Raw genomic sequence first — 17,663 nt, 5'->3', positions numbered from 1 at the left:
CATAGAATAAACCAGAAGTGATCTATTAAAAAGGTGCGTATTAAGGAGTATTAACTATGAGTGGAAAAAGTTCAGCACTATTAGCCTTATATCAATCACTATTTGAACAGGTGAAAACCACGTTTGAACAAGATAACTCATTGACAGCTAAAAGTTTGTTTGAGTCTGTCACCAAAGGAAAAGCCTATCTACAACTAAAATCAAATGCCGATGAAGAAGAGTTAGCTTTAGTAGAAGAATTTTTAAAGCGAGACATTGCCAACTTTTTAAATGAAAAAAATGAAGATAATTTGAGTCTCAGCCCGACAGTCATTGGTATTGAGAACACATTATGGCAATGGCTCAGTGAAATTACCGACAGAAGCCAGGTTGAATGGCATGAACTATTACAAGATTTTAAGCATCATGGGGTGTATAAATCTGGGGAAATCATTAACCAAGGTAAATTGACGTGCAATAAGTGCGGTCACGAAATGCAAATCGATTTTCCAGGGGTAATCCCCGAGTGTCCTAAATGTGACAATAATGAGTTTTCACGCGAGCCGCTCACACCATAAAGGCTATGGCTAGTGAGGTTAAAACTCAACTCGGTAACGGCAATGATGACTGCTGCTGTTACCGATCATTTCATCGTATGCCGTTTGAATTTCAATCATGGCGTAATGGATCCCTTGCTGTTTAAGTAATTCCTCCGCTTGGGTAATGGAATTAAGGCTCATTAACTTGCCTGTTTTATCACGAGCACTCTTGAAATTCCCTTGCTCATCTTCTATCCCAAGTAAGTAATGGTTTGAATCAGCATAACTGATAATGGTTGGGTGTTGCGCTTGCTGGCTAATGGCTGACTTTATCTCTGATAGTTGCATAGTAACCTCCAGTGGCTGTGTATTAGCTATTACGTTACCTAAGTTAATATAGTTCAATATTTAACCATGCCAGTGGTTTCAACGGGAATAGGAGTAAGCACGAGATAAAAAAATAGGTTACCTCAATGAGATAACCTATTTAGATTATTATTAACGTTAACGGTTTTTACGCAGATAATTTGCCACGCCAAGTAATATCAAAAAGCCGCATAATATTAGCAGAGGCAATTGACCTATTTTTTTAAACCAAGTTTCGCCTGTGTATAGCGCGACATCTGCGACTAATACGCCGGTTTCAAATTGTGGAATCGCATCTGTGATGTGCCCGTATGGGTCGACGACAGCGGTGACGCCATTGTTGGTGCCACGTAGCAGGGGTTTACCCATTTCAATAGCGCGCATCTGGGCTATTTCCATGTGCTGTAATGGCCCGTTAGATGCGCCAAACCAAGCATCGTTTGAAACGGTTAACAGCATGTCTGTTTGCTCGGTTACACTTGCTCTAACTTGTTCTGGAAACACTATTTCATAACAAATGGCTGGAGCAATATGGTAACCCACTGCGGTCAGGTTTTTTTGGGTGAAAGCTCCCCGTTGAAATGACGACATAGGTAAATTAAAAAACGGGGCGATGGGACGCAGTAAATCACCAAAAGGCACAAACTCACCTATAGGCAGCAAATGATGTTTTTTAAATTCATTAGCGCCATTACCGAGGTAATCTGCGCTCTGTTGCTGCTTTTGATTATAGTTGCCCAATACAATTAGCGAGTTAAAATAGTCATCTTGCTGGTGGCTTATAATGCCAGTGATAATGGCAGTATTGTTGATGTTGGCCACTTGGTTGGCATTGAATAAAAAGTCTTCCACCATGACTTCAGGCGCTGGTATTGCAGCTTCTGGCCAAATGACAATATCTACACTGGATGTTTCATCAAACTGGGCGCGAGTGAGGTCCATGTATTTCAGCATGGTTGGCCACAATGCGTCGGGCTCCCACTTCATGCTTTGGGAAATGTTACCTTGCACTAAGGCAACTTTGACAGACTTTCCGCTTGGCGCGATGGGGTTTAACTGCGGTGCAGCCCATGCGCTTAACGCTAAAATTGGGATAATAATTAACACAGGTAATAGGCGTTTTTGTGTGAGTAACACCAATGCGCCAGCCACTAGTGCAACAATAAAACTCAGTCCAAGCGCGCCAATAAAACTGGCTAGCTCACTTAATGGCCCAACTGTTTGGCTGTAACCTGCCCATATCCATGGGAATCCGGTTAATACCCAACCTCTTAGCCATTCAGTTAATACCCATAATGCAGGGAACAAGCCTAAATAGGTTAAATATGGGGATAAGGCATGTTGACGTGTTTTGGATAGTTTACTGAGTATATAGCCACACAGAGCAGGATAAATGGCTAAATACAGCGCTAAGATAGCCATTAATGCCATCGACACGACAATGGGCATGCCACCAAAGGTGTCAATACTGACATGCACCCAGCTGATACCCACAACAAAGCAACCAAAACCAAAGCTTAGCCAGTAGTACAGGCTGTGTTTAGCTGTTAATGATTGGCTTTGCCATAGTGCAAAAGTCAGTGCGAGCGGGAAAGCGGCCCAGATTTCATATGGCGCAAAAGATAATGCAGTGCTGGTGCCAGCAATAAATGCTGTCACCAGACTGATAATACTCAAGTTAGAGTATACAGATTGATTGTTTAACACGATTTAGTCGTCGAGTTCTTCGCTAAGATTAGGGTCGGGTAGCTTAACACGAAGTTGCACTAAGCGGCGGTTATCTGCGTTGATGACTTTGAATTCAATATTGTCGATAACAATACTTTCGTTACGCTCAGGCAAATGACCAAAGGCGTGTGAGACTAAACCACCAACGGTATCGAACTCTTCGTCGCTGAAGTGAGTACCGCAGGCTTCGTTAAAGTCGTCAATTTCGGTTAACGCTTTAACCATGAATACCGTATTGCTGAGCTTTTTAATTTCGGTGTCTTCTACTGAGTTATGGTCAAATTCGTCTTCAATTTCACCAACGATTTCTTCCAAAATATCTTCAATAGTCACAAGACCTGATACGCCGCCGTATTCATCTACCACAATAGCCATATGATAACGTTGCGAGCGGAATTCTTTAAGGAGTACGTCGACACGCTTGCTTTCAGGCACCACTACTGCTGGGCGGATCACTTGTGCAAGAGTAAAAGGATCATCAGACTGTTTAAAACCGAATTTGATCAAATCTTTAGCCAGTAAAATGCCTTCGATATGATCTTTATCTTCATTGACGACGGGGAAGCGCGAGTGGCCTGAGTCGATAACCGTTTCTAACAATTGTTCGACGCTACAGTCTATTTGAATGGTCACTATCTGTGCACGTGGGATCATAATGTCACGCACACGAAGGTCGGAAACCTCTAATACACCTTTAATCATTTCGCGAGTGTCTTCGGTTATCAGGTCGCGCATTTCAGCGCCTGCTATGACCTCGACTAAGTCTTCGCGATTTTGAGGTTCGCCCTGAAATAGTTGGTTGATTTTATCGAACCAGCTTCTCTTGTGGGCGCTTGTACTCGGGGGGATATCGTCACTCATAATATTTTTATAAACTTGTCTATCTACCAGATAAATATCGTTTATTTATGCTTCCTTATAGGGATCTGTAAAACCTAAGCCTTCAACAAGTTGGGTCTCTAATGACTCCATCTCATCGGCTTCCTCGTCGATAATATGGTCATAACCTAGCAAATGCAAGCAGCCGTGTATGACCATGTGTGCCCAATGGGCATTTAAGGGTTTATTTTGCTCGGCAGCCTCTTGTTCAACCACCTTTGCGCAAATCACTAAATCACCTAAAAGTGGTAGTTCAACTTCTGGCGGCGCCTCAAAAGGAAAAGACAGCACGTTAGTGGGTTTGTCTTTGCCGCGATAAGTACTATTAAGCTGTTGGCTTTCGGCTATATCGACCACTCTAATGGTCAACTCAACCTCTGGCATGGTTTGACCAATTGCGGTGCGCACCCAGGTTTCAAACTCTGCTTGTGTTGGCAGATTTGAGGCTTCGATTGCAATTTGCAGATCGAGGTCTAATTTGATTGCTTGGCTCATTGGGCCGGGTCCTGTTTTTCTTGCTGCAGTCGTTTTTGCTCGCGCTCGCGGTAAGCTTGCTCTTTTGCCGCTTTTTCGATTTGCTCTTGCTGCTCAAACGCCTCGTAGGCTTCAACAATTCGTGCTACTACAGGGTGACGCACCACATCTTGCGCAATAAAGAAGTTAAAGCTGATTTCTGGCACTTCACTTAATACTTCAATTGCGTGGCGAAGTCCTGATTTTTGGCTGCGAGGTAAATCGATTTGAGTAATGTCGCCGGTGATCACCGCGCGTGAATTAAAACCAATACGGGTTAAGAACATTTTCATTTGTTCAACCGTGGTGTTTTGACTTTCATCTAAAATAATAAATGCATCGTTGAGTGTACGACCACGCATGTAAGCCAGTGGTGCGACTTCAATTACACTGCGTTCAATCAGTTTTTCTACTTTCTCAAAGCCCATCATTTCAAACAGTGCATCGTAAAGTGGACGTAAATAAGGGTCGACTTTCTGGCTTAAATCACCCGGCAAGAACCCGAGTTTTTCACCGGCCTCAACAGCAGGGCGAGTCAGTAAAATACGGCGCACTTCTTGGCGCTCATAGGCGTCTACTGCAGCAGCAACGGCTAAGTAGGTTTTGCCTGTACCGGCTGGGCCAATACCAAAGCTGATGTCGTGACGGGTAATATTGTGCATGTACACGCTTTGATTTGGCGTGCGCGGCTTAATCACGCCACGTTTGGTTTTAATATGCACGCCGCTGTCATCGTTTTCTTGTTCTGCTTCAAGATTGATCGCTTCTTGAATCGCTAAGTGGACGACTTCGGGTTCTAAATCTGGGGTGCTGCCTTTGACTGTTTGGGTTTCGATATACAGTTGGCGCAATAAATTATTAGCATTTAAGGCATTACGCGGTAGGCCAACAATAGTGAAGTGATTGTTTTTATGAATAATCTCAACACCTAAACGACGCTCTAGCTGTTTAATGTTGTCATCGAATGGGCCACATAATGAGGCTAAACGGCGTGTATCTGAAGGTTCTAGATACAAGTTCATGGTAGTGACTTTAGTGGTCAAATAAGGCTCCAGTGCTTAGTCGAAAACGACACAAAATAAATATGACTCGCAATATAGACAGTTTACGAGTGTCTTTATTGAATTACCATAATATGCCGATTTTTTGGCAAAAATAAAGGCGGACTAGCCGCCTTTATTACTGCATTCACAATCAAGCTGACTTATGGCTTATATTGGGTAACACCCAAAGCATCATCTTGCTTGTGTTTAGCTAAAATATCAGACGGACGTAAACTGCGGCGTAAATCCATTTCATTTTCGCCACGAATAAATTCGCCACGTAATGAGTTGGTGTAAACGTCTACAATTTTCACATCAACAAAACTGCCAATGTGAGTGTGCGGCGCTTCAAAGTTAACCACGCGGCTGTTTTCAGTACGACCACGAAGCTCCATTGGATTCTTAACCGATGGGCCTTCAACCAAAATACGCTGTACAGTGCCTAACATTTGGCGGCTGTAACGCATGGCTTGTTGAGTTATACGGTCTTGTAAAATGGCTAAGCGCTGTTTCTTTTCATCATCGCTGACATCATCGGGCAAGTCAGCCGCTGGTGTACCTGGGCGAGCGCTATAGATAAAGCTAAAGCTGTGATCAAATGCCACATCTTCGATAAGCTTCATGGTGTCAGCAAAATCATCAGCTGTTTCACCCGGGAAGCCAATAATAAAGTCAGAACTGATTTGAATATCAGGACGGGCTTTACGCAAACGACGAATGATTGATTTGTATTCAATCGCCATATGGCCGCGCTTCATTTGGGTTAAAATACGGTCAGAACCCGACTGTACTGGTAAATGTAAGAAGCTGACTAACTCAGGCGTGTCTTCATACACATCAATAATGTCTTGAGTAAACTCAATCGGATGGCTGGTGGTAAAGCGTAAACGATCGATACCGTCAATTGAGGCGATTAAACGCAACAATTCTGCAAAGGTACAGATCTCGTCATCGTGAGTAGCACCGCGATAGGCATTAACGTTTTGGCCAAGTAAATTCACTTCGCGTACGCCTTGTGCCGCTAACTGCGCTACTTCAAGAATGATGTCGTCTAATGGACGGCTCACTTCTTCGCCGCGAGTATAAGGTACTACGCAAAAAGAACAGTATTTGCTGCAACCTTCCATAATCGATACAAACGCCGTTGGACCATCAGCACGAGGCTCTGGTAAACGGTCAAATTTTTCGATTTCAGGAAAGCTAATATCGATAACCGCTTTTTCGCCGCGTTGGATCTGATCGATCATCTCGGGTAGGCGGTGTAAAGTTTGCGGGCCAAAAATAATGTCGACGCATTGGGCGCGATCTTTAATGGCTTTACCTTCTTGTGAGGCCACACAGCCACCCACCCCAATAATCAAATTAGGATTTTTGTCTTTTAAAGATTTCCAACGCCCTAGCTGATGGAAAACCTTCTCCTGTGCTTTTTCACGAATAGAGCAAGTATTAAGCAGCAGTACGTCTGCTTCGCTCGCATCTTCGGTCAAGGTATAACCTTGATAGTCGTCTAACAAATCAGCCATCTTTGATGAGTCGTACTCATTCATCTGACAGCCCCAGGTTTTAATATGAAGTTTTTTACTCATCAGTGCTCGCCGGTAAAACATAGTAAAAATAGCGCGATATTTTACCTGTTGTCTGGCCGTATGGCTAGCACTAGTGCAAGTTTCACTCGTTTAGCGATAAGCTTGTTGATAACCCTGAAAATAGTAATGTTTTATCATTTTCATTAAAACGACTTGATTGTGCTACAAAAATCGTAAATTCAGCTGCCATTTTGTGGCTTTGTTGTCGCACCGCAAGTAAGTTACTTTGGGCTAAATCACGATTAAACAGCAGCAGTATTTCCGTGGTTTGTTGATATAGGGCATAATCGAACGCATTTTCAGTCGGTGATCTTGATGGTGTCCGCTAATGACTCGTTTTAGTGGTCCATTGATAACCCTCTTCCAGTATAAAATTGGGTTTACTGGTTTATTTTTAAATTGGCGATCATACCCGCCACATCACTTTTTATGGATATAAACACCATGCAACAAACGCCTGACACTCAAGATGTCCAACACGTAACTGAATACGATGCCGTGATTGTGGGCGGTGGAATGGTGGGCGCAGCCGCAGCTATTGGGCTGGGCCAGCTTGGCTTAAACGTCGCGGTCATTGAAGCGCGTGAGCCACAAGCTTATGACCCCGAACAACCATTAGATGTGCGCGTATCAGCAATCAGTGTGGCATCAGAGCAGTTGTTATCTCGCCTAGGCGCAATGGAAACGCTACTCACTATGCGCCATGCACCTTATGATGGTTTAGAAACCTGGGAAATGGACGGCTGCTTAACTTCTTTTACTGCTGAGCAAGTGGGGCAAACACATTTAGGCTACTTCTTTGAAAACCGTCTGATACAGCTGTGTTTGTGGCAACAAATCCGCCTAATGAATAATGTAGACTTATTATGCCCTCACAAGGTAAGCCAATTTAAGCGCCAATCTGCACAACAGCGTATTGAAGTGACCTTAGAAGATGGCAGCCAACTGTCTACACGGCTACTTGTTGGCGCCGACGGTGCTAACTCGCAAGTGCGTCAGTGGTCGGGGATTGGCGTAACCGGTTGGGATTATGCTCAATCAGCAATGCTAATTAATATCCACACTCAAACCGAGCAGCAATCTGTCACTTGGCAGCAGTTTACTCCAGCAGGCCCAAGAAGCTTATTGCCTTTACCAGGTCATCACACATCATTGGTGTGGTACGACGACGCCAATCGTATTAAGCAACTATCACAATTAAACAAACTGCAACTTGCTGAACAAATTAAACTGCACTTCCCAAGTCGATTAGAGAAGGACTTTAGTGTTGAATCTAGCGGCAGCTTTAGCTTAACTCGCCGTCATGCACAGCAGTATTATCAAGATAACTTAGTGATTCTTGGCGATGCTGCTCACACCATAAACCCGTTAGCGGGTCAGGGGGTTAATATCGGCTTTAAAGATGTTGATGTGCTGGTGGCTCAAGTCGCTAATGCCATTGGCAGTGGTGAGACATGGTGGCAAGCACCAGTATTAAAACGTTATCAGCAGGCACGTTATTACGATAACCAATTAATGATGACCGCCATGGATGCTTTTTATGCAAGCTTTAGTAATGACTTATTGCCATTAAAACTATTACGTAATGGCGCACTAAAGCTGGCTAATATCGACTCACCGATAAAGCGCAAAGTATTAAAGTATGCGCTAGGGTTAAATTAGCCCAAGTCGTAAGCGAAACTTGTGGTTTGTTGACAAGCCATTTGAGTGCTAAAATGCCGCGTTTTGCATCAGCTGTATTAAATGCAATCCATAAAAAGACTGTTGCGCAACTGATGAGAGTCACTTGTGTGAATAAATTGACTAGGTTGTGATGAGTAACATTAAACTAATTGTTGGGTTAGCAAACCCCGGTGCTGAATACGCACAAACTCGCCATAATGCAGGCGCATGGTACGTGCAAGAATTAGCCCGTATTTGCAATGTGCCTTTAGTGGCCGACAGTAAATATTTTGGTGTCACAGCACGAACCATTTTGCACGGCAAAGATGTACGCTTGTTGATCCCGACAACATTTATGAATTTAAGTGGCAAGTCGGTTGCGGCCTTAGCTCACTTTTTTCGTATTTTACCTGAAGAAATATTAGTGGCCCATGATGAGTTAGACATGGAGCCCGGTGTGGCTAAATTTAAATTAGGCGGCGGGCATGGCGGACATAATGGTTTAAAAGACATTATAGCGAGCTTAGGTAACGACAAAAATTTCCACCGTTTGCGCATTGGCATTGGTCATCCTGGTGATAAAAATAAAGTCAGTGGCTACGTATTGGGCAGAGCGCCAGCGGTAGAGCAAGAGCGAATTAATGCAGCGATTGATGAAGCGGTGCGCTCCACCGAGATTTTATTTAAACAAGACATGGTGAAAGCCATGCACAGATTACATTCGTTTAAAGCAGAATAAGCTCGGCGAGTTTTGTTTTAACACCTCATTCGACATCATTATCCAGTGGGATAATTCTACATATATAAAGGTAAGCATATGGGTTTTAAATGCGGCATTGTTGGTTTGCCAAACGTGGGTAAATCAACGCTGTTTAATGCGTTAACACAAGCAGGTATTGAAGCGGCAAACTTCCCGTTTTGTACTATTGAGCCAAACACCGGTGTGGTACCAGTACCAGACTCACGTCTTGACGCATTAGCTGAAATTGTAAAACCACAACGTATTTTACCTACCACAATGGAGTTTGTTGACATTGCGGGTCTAGTGGCTGGTGCCTCTAAAGGTGAAGGGTTAGGGAACAAGTTTTTAGCTAACATTCGTGAGACTGATGCAATTGGTCACGTGGTACGTTGTTTTGAAGACCCAAACATTGTTCACGTTGCAAACAAGATTGACCCAGCAGGCGATATCGAAGTGATTAACACTGAACTTGCTTTAGCTGACTTAGACTCATGTGAGCGAGCTATTTTTCGTCAAGCCAAGCGTGCCAAAGGTGGCGACGGAGATGCTAAATTTGAAGTGAGCGTACTTGAAAAAATGCGCCCTGTGTTAGATGAAGGCAAAATGTTGCGTTCATTGGAATTAACCAAAGAAGAGTTAGCCGCTGTTGCTTATCTTAACTTCTTAACCATTAAACCAACAATGTACATTGCGAACGTGTCTGAAGACGGATTTGAAAATAATCCTCATTTAGACGTGGTGCGCGAGATTGCCGCGGGTGAAAATGCAGTAGTAGTACCAGTATGTGCTGCGATTGAATCAGAACTTGCAGAAATGGAAGCTGACGATCGTGCAGAATTTATGGCTGACCTTGGTATAGAAGAGTCAGGCTTAGACCGTGTTATTCGCGCAGGTTACGAATTATTAAACTTACAAACGTATTTTACCGCGGGTGTTAAAGAAGTTCGCGCATGGACTGTGCCTGTTGGCGCATCGGCTCCACAAGCGGCTGGTGTTATCCACACTGACTTTGAACGTGGCTTTATCCGTGCTCAAGTGATGGCTTACGCTGACTTTATTACTTACAAAGGCGAAGCTGGCGCAAAAGAAGCCGGTAAATTGCGTGTTGAAGGTAAAACTTATATCGTTAAAGACGGCGATGTAATGCATTTCTTATTTAACGTTTAAGCGTTATTGAGAATAAAAGGGGCGTAAGGCGACAAAAGGTAAGTTAAGTGGGGTTATTTTGTCGATTCGGCATCCAGTTTGGTGAAGATATAGCCGAACAAGACGAATTGATGAAAATAGCGAAAAAAACCAGTTGACCTCGATAACCTGAATAAGCATAATACGCCCCGTTCCTCACCAAGAGGGATTGCAAAAAGTAGTGGCAATATAGCTCAGTTGGTTAGAGCACAGCACTCATAATGCTGGGGTCGCAGGTTCAAATCCCGCTATTGCTACCATTACTTTGCACATCTTACTCAAGATGTAAAACATGAGCGTAGTGCGGGAATGGTGAAATTGGTAGACACGCCAGATTTAGGTTCTGGTGCCGCAAGGTGTGAGAGTTCAAGTCTCTCTTCCCGTACCATTTATTAGAAAGGCTGGCTTAGGCGGGCATTTCAAAAAAGTTTGATTGGGATATCGCCAAGCGGTAAGGCACCGGGTTTTGATCTCGGCATCCCCAGGTTCGAATCCTGGTATCCCAGCCACTTATTAGTTAGAAAAAGATTATTGGGATATCGCCAAGCGGTAAGGCACCGGGTTTTGATCTCGGCATCCCCAGGTTCGAATCCTGGTATCCCAGCCATCTTTGGCAATATAGCTCAGTTGGTTAGAGCACAGCACTCATAATGCTGGGGTCGCAGGTTCAAATCCCGCTATTGCTACCATTTTTACTAGGTAGAATGAGGGCTTAACCAAGTACTTGTTTGCCGATAGTAAAAGTCAAAGTGTACACTTAAAAAAATTAAGGTATACTCAGAGTTAAAATTTGATGCGGGAATGGTGAAATTGGTAGACACGCCAGATTTAGGTTCTGGTGCCGCAAGGTGTGAGAGTTCAAGTCTCTCTTCCCGTACCATCAAATTTAGTCAAATAGATTTACCTTCTGTTTTACAATAAAAGATTTCAATTGGGGTATCGCCAAGCGGTAAGGCACTGGGTTTTGATCTCAGCATTCCCAGGTTCGAATCCTGGTACCCCAGCCATATTGTGAAAAGCCCGTCTTAATGACGGGCTTTTTGCTTTTTATTTTTTGATGTTTTCACTCCATTACAGCCCTTGGTGTATTGATAGCCTTTTCCTATTAACACAATTGATTCTATCTGTTATCCATCATCAACACAGTTGTTTAGAATTGCCTTATGCAATTCATTATCAGTATCAGGTCAACGATGAACAACCAAGTCAACTCGCCATTCACTTCTTCAAAGCAAGCATCAGAGCCCATGACTGCGCTAATTGCTGAGGGTGGCGGCCAGCGTGGTATTTTTACTGCCGGGGTACTTGATGCGTGGCTAGATGCTCAGTTTGACCCATTTGATTTATTTATTGGCACCTCTGCAGGATCGCAAAATCTCACCAGTTTTTTAGCCAGACAAAAAGGTTATGCAAAACGCTTAATCCGCGGTTTGTCGAGACATAAACGTTTTTATCAGTTAGGCCGAGGTTTAGTGGGCGGGCATGTGGTTGATTTAGATTGGTACTTTGAAAAAACCACTCGTGGCAGCTTTGCGTTAGATTTTGATACCGCCAGTAAAACTCTGGGGCAGCGACAATTATTAATTACCGCAACCAATGCCAGAGACCGTCAAGGCTACTTTTTAAGCCCTAGTGATGATAACAATCACTGGCGCGAGCTGTTAAAGGCATCAAGTGCGTTACCGTTTCTTTATAAACAAGGCGTTAAGTTAACGCCCTGGTTGACGTCGGATGCGGCGAATCAATCTGCAGAGCAAACTCCAGCATTACAAGAAGACTTCTTTTTAGACGGTGGCTTGGCTGCGCCATTACCAGTGCGAGAGGCCTATCAACGTGGCGCGCGCAAGATTGTGGTGATCCGCACGGTAAATGCTGACTTTCAAGCGCAATCGGCTTGGGTGCATAAGCTTAAGTCGTGGATTTGTGTCTCAGGTTATTGCCCTAAAACCATTGATTACCTAGTGCAGCATGAACAAGCTTATCAAGAGGAGCTTGCGTTTATGGCTAATCCGCCAGCCGATGTCGAAATTGTGCAAATTTTTGCTGATGATACTTTGCAAAGTAAATTGCTGGGCAGTACTGATGCTGATTTGCGCCAAGACTATCGTACTGGCATTGCTGCTGGTAATGCGTTTTTACAACGAGGTAATGACAATGAGGTAATGCCAGCCGCCTTCGATACTCAACATGACAGATTGCAGTCGCTAACGGCATAAAAAAGACAACAAAAAACGCACTCAATGAGTGCGTTTTAGTATGTGACTAATTAAAGCAAATATTAGTGACGGAACATCGCAGAGATAGACTCTTCGTTGCTAACACGGCGGATTGCTTCAGCAAGTACAGCTGACATAGTCAATTGTGTCACTTTACCCACCTTAAGCATTTCAGGGCTTAATGGCACAGTGTCAGTGACAATAACTTCATCAATAACTGAGTCTGCAATGTTTTGTGCTGCATTACCCGAAAATACTGGGTGAGTCGCATAGGCAAACACGCGGTTAGCGCCATGTTCTTTTAACGCTTCAGCTGCTTTGCATAAAGTGCCACCTGTGTCGATCATGTCATCAACGATGATGCAATCTCGGCCTTGAACATCACCAATGATATGCATTACTTGAGCAACGTTAGCTTGTGGACGACGCTTATCGATAATCGCAAGATCTGAATCATCTAATAGCTTAGCCACAGCACGTGCACGAACAACGCCACCAATGTCTGGCGAAACCACAACTGGGTTTTCAAGTTTTTTCGCTAGCATGTCTTCAAGTAACACAGGGCTACCGAACACGTTATCTACTGGTACGTCAAAGAAACCTTGGATTTGCTCTGCGTGTAAGTCGCACGTTAATACGCGGTCAACGCCAACGCTAGACAAGAAGTCAGCAACCACTTTAGCGGTGATAGGTACACGGGCACTACGAACGCGACGGTCTTGACGAGCATAACCAAAATACGGGATAACGGCAGTAATACGACCAGCAGACGCACGACGAAGGGCATCAACCATCACGATAAGTTCCATAAGGTTATCGTTAGTTGGTGCGCAAGTAGATTGAATGATAAACACATCCGCACCACGTACATTTTCGTTTATTTGAACACTGATTTCACCGTCGCTGAAACGGCCTACAACTGCGTCGCCAAGTTTGCAAAATAAACGTTCGGCAATTTTATTGGCTAGATTTGGGGTAGCGTTACCAGCAAAGAGCTTGATGTCGGGCACTTTATGAACCTCAGGTGTTTGCTTTACTATTAAAGGCTAGATCAATTTTACGTGTTGTCACTCAAAACTGACCCAGAAGAAAAATATGTTGTTTAGAGTTGTTCAAGCCGCGTTAGTAACGGTGACTTATTCATCCCTTTTGCGACAAAGCCATGCATATCGGCCGGCAATTCGGCTAAAGCATCTAAAGCTTGCTGCGAATGTGTAAATTCCCCGAACACGCATGCACCTGTTCCGGTCATTCTCGACGGCGCATATTCTACCAGCCAGCTTAAGGCATTGGCAACTTGAGGGTACTTAGTTGTGACGAGTTTCTGACAATCATTTGTCCATTGTTGAGTCAGTAAACTCTTCATATCTAATTTAGGCGTGTTACGGGGTAAGTCTGGATCTTGGAATATGTCTTTGGTGGATACATGAGCATCTGGCACTATCACAAGGTACCATGGCTCGTCGGGTTGTACGTTAATCAGTTGCTCACCAACGCCTTCAGCAAAAGCAGCTAAACCATTAATAAAAACAGGTACATCCGCACCTAACGCCAAGCCTATTTCGGCCAGTTTTGATGGGGAAACATTGGTTTTCCACAGCGCATTAAGCGCAACTAATGTCGTGGCCGCATCTGACGAACCGCCGCCTAAACCCCCGCCCATGGGCAGCAATTTATTTAACCAAATATGCGCACCACCTTTATATTGGGTGTAACGCTTTAAAGATTTTGCGGCTTTTAGAATTAAGTTATCGCTGTCTGCAACAGCATCTCCCAAATTGGAGTGCAATACCAATTCAGCAGACTCAGTAACATGAAAATCAAGGTAGTCACAATGATCAACAAACTGAAATAGTGTTTGTAATTCATGATAACCATCGGCTCGCTGGCCTGTTACGTGCAAAAACAAATTAAGTTTCGCTGGTGCTGGCCAACTTTTAGAGGCGATAGATTTGTGTGGATAAGGTGAATTCATTTTATATAACTACCTTGTTATAACGTTACAAGCCGGGCAGGACTATTTACCTTTGACCTGTACAGCAGTCCATTGGTTACTTTGAATTTTAATTTGTACATCATCGCGCTTTATCGTCAATAGTTTTGGTACTAATGCACCACTTTGCTGCTGCCAACTGTTAAAGCTCACATGCCAGTCGGCTTGTGGGTCGTAGCTTACTAGTTGCTTAATGGTACCATCACTATTATAGCTGACAATGGTGTCATTTATGCCTGTTTGACCAGTCATCCACAGCGGTAAGCTGTCTAACGGAATTGACCAACCACTAATACCGGTTAATAAATCTTGAGCGCTTCTGTCATGGTAGGTTTTACCGTCTACCTCTAAGGTTGCCATACCTTCATTAGTGGTTAACGTTAATACTGTTGTGCCTAATACCGTGGTGAGGCGTAAATCGTTAGCTAAGGGTTGATGAAACCAATAAAGGTTAGTACTAAATTTGTCGTCAGCCGTTTTGACTGCAATTTTGCCTTGTAACTCCCACGACTTTGCTTGTGAGGCCTCGGAGACTTCTATTGGGGTCAATGGCTCTGACGGGGTGATGCTACAACCTGTGAGTAATAGCACTGTGGCGACGATGATTAATGTGATCGCTGATACTGATAAACGCAATGGCTTGCCTAACAGTTGCTGAAGATGGCGTTATGATACTGGGCTTAAGGTATGATGTAAAAATGCTTTTTTAAAATTAATGCGATTTTAATCCAACGAATTATGCAATGCCTTTATATCTAAGAAATAAAAAATTAGACATTTATTCGGTTTTGTTAAGCCAATTGTGTTTTTAGTTGGTTCAATTCAGTAGAATAGCCTAATTAACATCACCGAAAAGAACTTGATACAGTCACATGAGCCTAGTAGCAATCGGGATAAACCATAAAACAGCCACGGTAGATTTGCGTGAAAAAGTCGCTTTCTCTCCAGACCGCATTCATGACGCCATGAAAAGCTTGGCCAGTCGCACCCGCACGGGTGAGGCTGTGATTGTGTCTACCTGTAACCGCACTGAACTTTACTGTAATAATGCTGAGAAGCAGGACATTATTGAGTGGTTAGAAGAGTATCACCAATTAAATCATGATGATTTAATGCCATGCATATACGCCTACGAAGAACAAGTTGCCGTTAAGCATTTAATGCGTGTGGCTTCGGGATTAGATTCGTTGGTCTTGGGTGAACCGCAAATTTTAGGTCAAGTAAAGCAAGCTTTTGTTAAAGCAAAAGAAGCGGGTACCACCGCAGCGACCATTGACCGCTTATTTCAAAACACCTTCTCTGTTGCCAAAAAAGTGCGCACCGACACCGAAATTGGTGCTGCTGCGGTGTCAGTTGCTTTTGCCGCAGTGAGCATGGCTAAACATATTTTCTCCACGCTAAGCACCACTAAAGTGTTGTTGATTGGCGCAGGTGAAACCATCGAACTTGTTGCAAAGCACTTAAAAGATAATGGTGTAGCAACTATGGTGGTGGCAAACCGTACCATTGAGCGTGCTCAAGCCATGTGCGAAGAGTTCAATGCCACTGCCATTACCTTGCAACAAATACCAGACTTTCTCGCTAAAGCCGATATCGTGATATCCTCTACGGCAAGCCCTTTACCTATTTTAGGCAAAGGTATGGTCGAAAAAGCATTAAAACAGCGTCGTCATCAACCGATGTTGTTAGTTGATATTGCAGTTCCGAGAGATATTGAAGCAGAAGTCGGTGAGTTAGACGACGCATTCCTTTATACTGTCGACGATCTGCATAGCATTATTGAACAGAACATGGCTTCACGTAAGGAAGCCGCCGAGCAAGCAGAATTAATTACTGAAGATCAATCGCACTTATTTATGGAGTGGATTCGATCTTTAGAGTCAGTTGACAGTATTCGCGAATATCGCAGCCAGAGCTTGGCGATTAAAGATGAGTTAATTGAGCGAGCCTTGAACAAATTGTCTCAGGGCGGTGATAGTGAGCAAGTGATTGTTGAATTAGCCAATAGGCTAACCAATCGCTTAATCCATGCGCCCACACAATCGCTTACCTCAGCCAGTCGTCAAGGTGATTTGAATACGTTAGGCTTATTAAGATCTGCGCTTGGTTTAGATAAAAACTAAGGTTAGCGAGCTAAATGAAAGAATCCGTTATCCGCAAGCTAGAAGGCTTGCTTGAGCGTAATGAAGAAGTATTAGCATTATTAAGTGATGCTAGCGTGATTGCGGATCAAGACCGCTTCCGTGCGTTATCAAAAGAATACTCACAACTTGAAGATGTAGTAAAAAGCTTTACTGCTTACCAACAAGCGCAAAAAGACTTTGATTACGCCAAAGAAATGCTTGAAGAAGATGATGCTGATATGCGCGAAATGGCGCAAGAAGAGTATAAGCAATCAAAGCAAGCGTTAGAAACGCTCGAAGACGAGCTACAAATTTTATTATTACCTACCGATCCTAACGACGACACTAACGCGTTTATGGAGATCCGTGCAGGAGCTGGTGGTGACGAAGCCGCTATTTTTGCTGGTGACTTATACCGTATGTACTCACGTTACTGTGAAGCTAACCGTTGGCAAATGGAAGTCATGAACCTAAATGAAGGTGAACATGGCGGCTTTAAAGAGATTATTGTTAAAGTGAGCGGCGAAGGTGCTTACGGTAAATTAAAGTTTGAGTCAGGTGGACACCGGGTACAACGTGTACCAGAAACCGAATCTCAAGGCCGTGTGCATACCTCTGCATGTACTGTAGTTGTTCTACACGAAGTACCTGAAGCTGAAGCCATTTCAATTAACCCTGCCGATCTTAAAGTCGATACTTTCCGTGCGTCAGGCGCGGGTGGTCAGCACGTTAACAAAACCGACTCAGCAATCCGTATCACTCATATTCCATCTGGGATTATTGTTGAGTGTCAGGATCAACGTTCACAGCATAAAAACCGTGCCCAAGCGATGAGCGTGTTAGCTGCGCGTATTCAAGCGGTTGAAGATGAAAAGCGTCGTAGCGCTGAAGAAACGACTCGTCGTAGCTTGGTTGCCAGTGGTGACCGTTCTGAGCGCATCAGAACTTACAACTATCCACAAGGACGCGTGAGCGATCACCGTATCAACTTAACCTTATATCGCTTAAACGAAGTGATGGAAGGCGACCTAGATGCTTTGCTTGACCCTATCATGCAAGAACATCAAGCCGATATGCTGGCTGCATTAGCTGACGAATAAGGAGTAACC

Annotated in this window: 16 protein-coding genes and 7 tRNA genes; 14 read left to right on the top strand and 9 right to left on the bottom strand. The window is 43.8% G+C overall.

Features of this window, described 5'->3' with window-relative positions:
• Positions 1–56: 56 nt before the first annotated feature.
• The gene (locus IEY48_RS09660) at positions 57–557 is read left to right on the top strand and encodes a zinc ribbon-containing protein (protein ID WP_188919683.1); all 501 of its coding nucleotides are present in this window, start codon (positions 57–59) and stop codon (positions 555–557) included.
• An 18-nt stretch (positions 558–575) separates the two neighbouring features.
• Here IEY48_RS09660 and IEY48_RS09655 read toward each other — a convergent pair whose 3' ends face one another.
• The 6 genes from IEY48_RS09655 to miaB form a co-directional block, all read right to left on the bottom strand.
• Positions 576–866 (bottom strand): DUF6482 family protein, encoded by a 291-nt coding sequence (locus IEY48_RS09655; RefSeq protein ID WP_188919681.1) that lies wholly within the window; start codon positions 864–866, stop codon positions 576–578.
• A 156-nt stretch (positions 867–1,022) separates the two neighbouring features.
• Positions 1,023–2,591 carry an apolipoprotein N-acyltransferase gene (gene lnt / locus IEY48_RS09650; protein ID WP_188919679.1) on the bottom strand — a complete coding sequence of 523 codons (1,569 nt, stop codon included), beginning with the start codon at positions 2,589–2,591 and terminating at the stop codon, positions 1,023–1,025.
• 3 nt (positions 2,592–2,594) lie between these two features.
• Positions 2,595–3,473: a CNNM family magnesium/cobalt transport protein CorC gene (corC, locus tag IEY48_RS09645; RefSeq protein WP_188919677.1), complete on the bottom strand. Its 879-nt coding sequence runs from the start codon at positions 3,471–3,473 to the stop codon at positions 2,595–2,597.
• 45 nt (positions 3,474–3,518) lie between these two features.
• Positions 3,519–3,986 carry an rRNA maturation RNase YbeY gene (gene ybeY, locus IEY48_RS09640; RefSeq protein WP_188919674.1) on the bottom strand — a complete coding sequence of 156 codons (468 nt, stop codon included), beginning with the start codon at positions 3,984–3,986 and terminating at the stop codon, positions 3,519–3,521.
• On the bottom strand, positions 3,983–5,047 hold the full coding sequence (locus IEY48_RS09635; protein WP_188919670.1) for a PhoH family protein: 1,065 nt from the start codon (positions 5,045–5,047) through the stop codon (positions 3,983–3,985). The genes ybeY and IEY48_RS09635 overlap by 4 nt, the downstream gene beginning before the upstream one ends.
• Before the next feature lie 161 nt (positions 5,048–5,208).
• Positions 5,209–6,633 carry a tRNA (N6-isopentenyl adenosine(37)-C2)-methylthiotransferase MiaB gene (gene miaB / locus IEY48_RS09630; RefSeq protein WP_188919668.1) on the bottom strand — a complete coding sequence of 475 codons (1,425 nt, stop codon included), beginning with the start codon at positions 6,631–6,633 and terminating at the stop codon, positions 5,209–5,211.
• A gap of 444 nt (positions 6,634–7,077) precedes the next feature.
• Between miaB and IEY48_RS09625 the strand changes: the two genes are divergently transcribed.
• The 11 genes from IEY48_RS09625 (at position 7,078) to IEY48_RS09575 (ending at position 12,438) form a co-directional block, all read left to right on the top strand.
• Entirely contained in the window at positions 7,078–8,295 is a 1,218-nt protein-coding gene (locus IEY48_RS09625; RefSeq protein ID WP_229786379.1) for an FAD-dependent monooxygenase, read from the top strand.
• 151 nt (positions 8,296–8,446) lie between these two features.
• A complete protein-coding gene (gene pth, locus IEY48_RS09620; protein WP_188919663.1) occupies positions 8,447–9,034 on the top strand; it encodes an aminoacyl-tRNA hydrolase in 588 nt (195 codons plus the stop codon).
• A 78-nt stretch (positions 9,035–9,112) separates the two neighbouring features.
• Positions 9,113–10,204 carry a redox-regulated ATPase YchF gene (ychF, locus tag IEY48_RS09615; RefSeq protein ID WP_188919660.1) on the top strand — a complete coding sequence of 364 codons (1,092 nt, stop codon included), beginning with the start codon at positions 9,113–9,115 and terminating at the stop codon, positions 10,202–10,204.
• Positions 10,205–10,405: 201 nt separating this feature from the next.
• Positions 10,406–10,482, top strand: a tRNA-Met gene (locus tag IEY48_RS09610).
• A 43-nt stretch (positions 10,483–10,525) separates the two neighbouring features.
• Positions 10,526–10,610 (top strand) — tRNA-Leu (locus tag IEY48_RS09605).
• A 46-nt stretch (positions 10,611–10,656) separates the two neighbouring features.
• Positions 10,657–10,731, top strand: a tRNA-Gln gene (locus IEY48_RS09600).
• A gap of 23 nt (positions 10,732–10,754) precedes the next feature.
• A tRNA-Gln gene (locus IEY48_RS09595) sits at positions 10,755–10,829 on the top strand.
• Between the two features lie 5 nt (positions 10,830–10,834).
• Positions 10,835–10,911 (top strand) — tRNA-Met (locus IEY48_RS09590).
• Between the two features lie 106 nt (positions 10,912–11,017).
• Positions 11,018–11,102, top strand: a tRNA-Leu gene (locus IEY48_RS09585).
• Between the two features lie 52 nt (positions 11,103–11,154).
• A tRNA-Gln gene (locus IEY48_RS09580) sits at positions 11,155–11,229 on the top strand.
• Positions 11,230–11,415: 186 nt separating this feature from the next.
• Positions 11,416–12,438, top strand: a complete 1,023-nt coding sequence (locus IEY48_RS09575) for a patatin-like phospholipase family protein (protein ID WP_188919658.1) — start codon at positions 11,416–11,418, stop codon at positions 12,436–12,438.
• Between the two features lie 62 nt (positions 12,439–12,500).
• Here IEY48_RS09575 and IEY48_RS09570 read toward each other — a convergent pair whose 3' ends face one another.
• The 3 genes from IEY48_RS09570 to lolB form a co-directional block, all read right to left on the bottom strand.
• Complete coding sequence (locus tag IEY48_RS09570) at positions 12,501–13,448, bottom strand: ribose-phosphate pyrophosphokinase (protein ID WP_188919654.1); 948 nt, start codon at positions 13,446–13,448, stop codon at positions 12,501–12,503.
• A gap of 92 nt (positions 13,449–13,540) precedes the next feature.
• A complete protein-coding gene (gene ispE / locus IEY48_RS09565) occupies positions 13,541–14,413 on the bottom strand; it encodes a 4-(cytidine 5'-diphospho)-2-C-methyl-D-erythritol kinase (protein WP_188919652.1) in 873 nt (290 codons plus the stop codon).
• A 42-nt stretch (positions 14,414–14,455) separates the two neighbouring features.
• Positions 14,456–15,067 carry a lipoprotein insertase outer membrane protein LolB gene (lolB, locus tag IEY48_RS09560; protein ID WP_188919649.1) on the bottom strand — a complete coding sequence of 204 codons (612 nt, stop codon included), beginning with the start codon at positions 15,065–15,067 and terminating at the stop codon, positions 14,456–14,458.
• Between the two features lie 236 nt (positions 15,068–15,303).
• Between lolB and hemA the strand changes: the two genes are divergently transcribed.
• Together hemA and prfA are read left to right on the top strand one after the other, a co-directional pair.
• Positions 15,304–16,554 (top strand): glutamyl-tRNA reductase, encoded by a 1,251-nt coding sequence (gene hemA / locus IEY48_RS09555; protein ID WP_188919646.1) that lies wholly within the window; start codon positions 15,304–15,306, stop codon positions 16,552–16,554.
• A 14-nt stretch (positions 16,555–16,568) separates the two neighbouring features.
• A complete protein-coding gene (prfA, locus tag IEY48_RS09550; protein WP_188919643.1) occupies positions 16,569–17,654 on the top strand; it encodes a peptide chain release factor 1 in 1,086 nt (361 codons plus the stop codon).
• Positions 17,655–17,663 lie beyond the last annotated feature (9 nt).

It is taken from the genome of Shewanella saliphila (genome assembly GCF_014648295.1).
GTDB classification, from domain to species: domain Bacteria; phylum Pseudomonadota; class Gammaproteobacteria; order Enterobacterales; family Shewanellaceae; genus Shewanella; species Shewanella saliphila.
The sequence above is the reverse complement of the archived record's forward strand: the minus strand, read 5'-3'. Positions and strand labels throughout refer to the sequence as shown.

What these genes read in the sequence shown, in the direction of transcription:
- IEY48_RS09660 (WP_188919683.1), top strand. Translation starts at nt 57, where the DNA reads ATGAGTGGAAAAAGTTCAGCACTATTAGCCTTATATCAATCACTATTT.
- IEY48_RS09655 (WP_188919681.1), bottom strand. Translation starts at nt 866, where the DNA reads ATGCAACTATCAGAGATAAAGTCAGCCATTAGCCAGCAAGCGCAACAC.
- corC (WP_188919677.1), bottom strand. Translation starts at nt 3,473, where the DNA reads ATGAGTGACGATATCCCCCCGAGTACAAGCGCCCACAAGAGAAGCTGG.
- ybeY (WP_188919674.1), bottom strand. Translation starts at nt 3,986, where the DNA reads ATGAGCCAAGCAATCAAATTAGACCTCGATCTGCAAATTGCAATCGAA.
- miaB (WP_188919668.1), bottom strand. Translation starts at nt 6,633, where the DNA reads ATGAGTAAAAAACTTCATATTAAAACCTGGGGCTGTCAGATGAATGAG.
- IEY48_RS09625 (WP_229786379.1), top strand. Translation starts at nt 7,078, where the DNA reads ATGCAACAAACGCCTGACACTCAAGATGTCCAACACGTAACTGAATAC.
- pth (WP_188919663.1), top strand. Translation starts at nt 8,447, where the DNA reads ATGAGTAACATTAAACTAATTGTTGGGTTAGCAAACCCCGGTGCTGAA.
- ychF (WP_188919660.1), top strand. Translation starts at nt 9,113, where the DNA reads ATGGGTTTTAAATGCGGCATTGTTGGTTTGCCAAACGTGGGTAAATCA.
- IEY48_RS09575 (WP_188919658.1), top strand. Translation starts at nt 11,416, where the DNA reads ATGAACAACCAAGTCAACTCGCCATTCACTTCTTCAAAGCAAGCATCA.
- ispE (WP_188919652.1), bottom strand. Translation starts at nt 14,413, where the DNA reads ATGAATTCACCTTATCCACACAAATCTATCGCCTCTAAAAGTTGGCCA.
- hemA (WP_188919646.1), top strand. Translation starts at nt 15,304, where the DNA reads ATGAGCCTAGTAGCAATCGGGATAAACCATAAAACAGCCACGGTAGAT.
- prfA (WP_188919643.1), top strand. Translation starts at nt 16,569, where the DNA reads ATGAAAGAATCCGTTATCCGCAAGCTAGAAGGCTTGCTTGAGCGTAAT.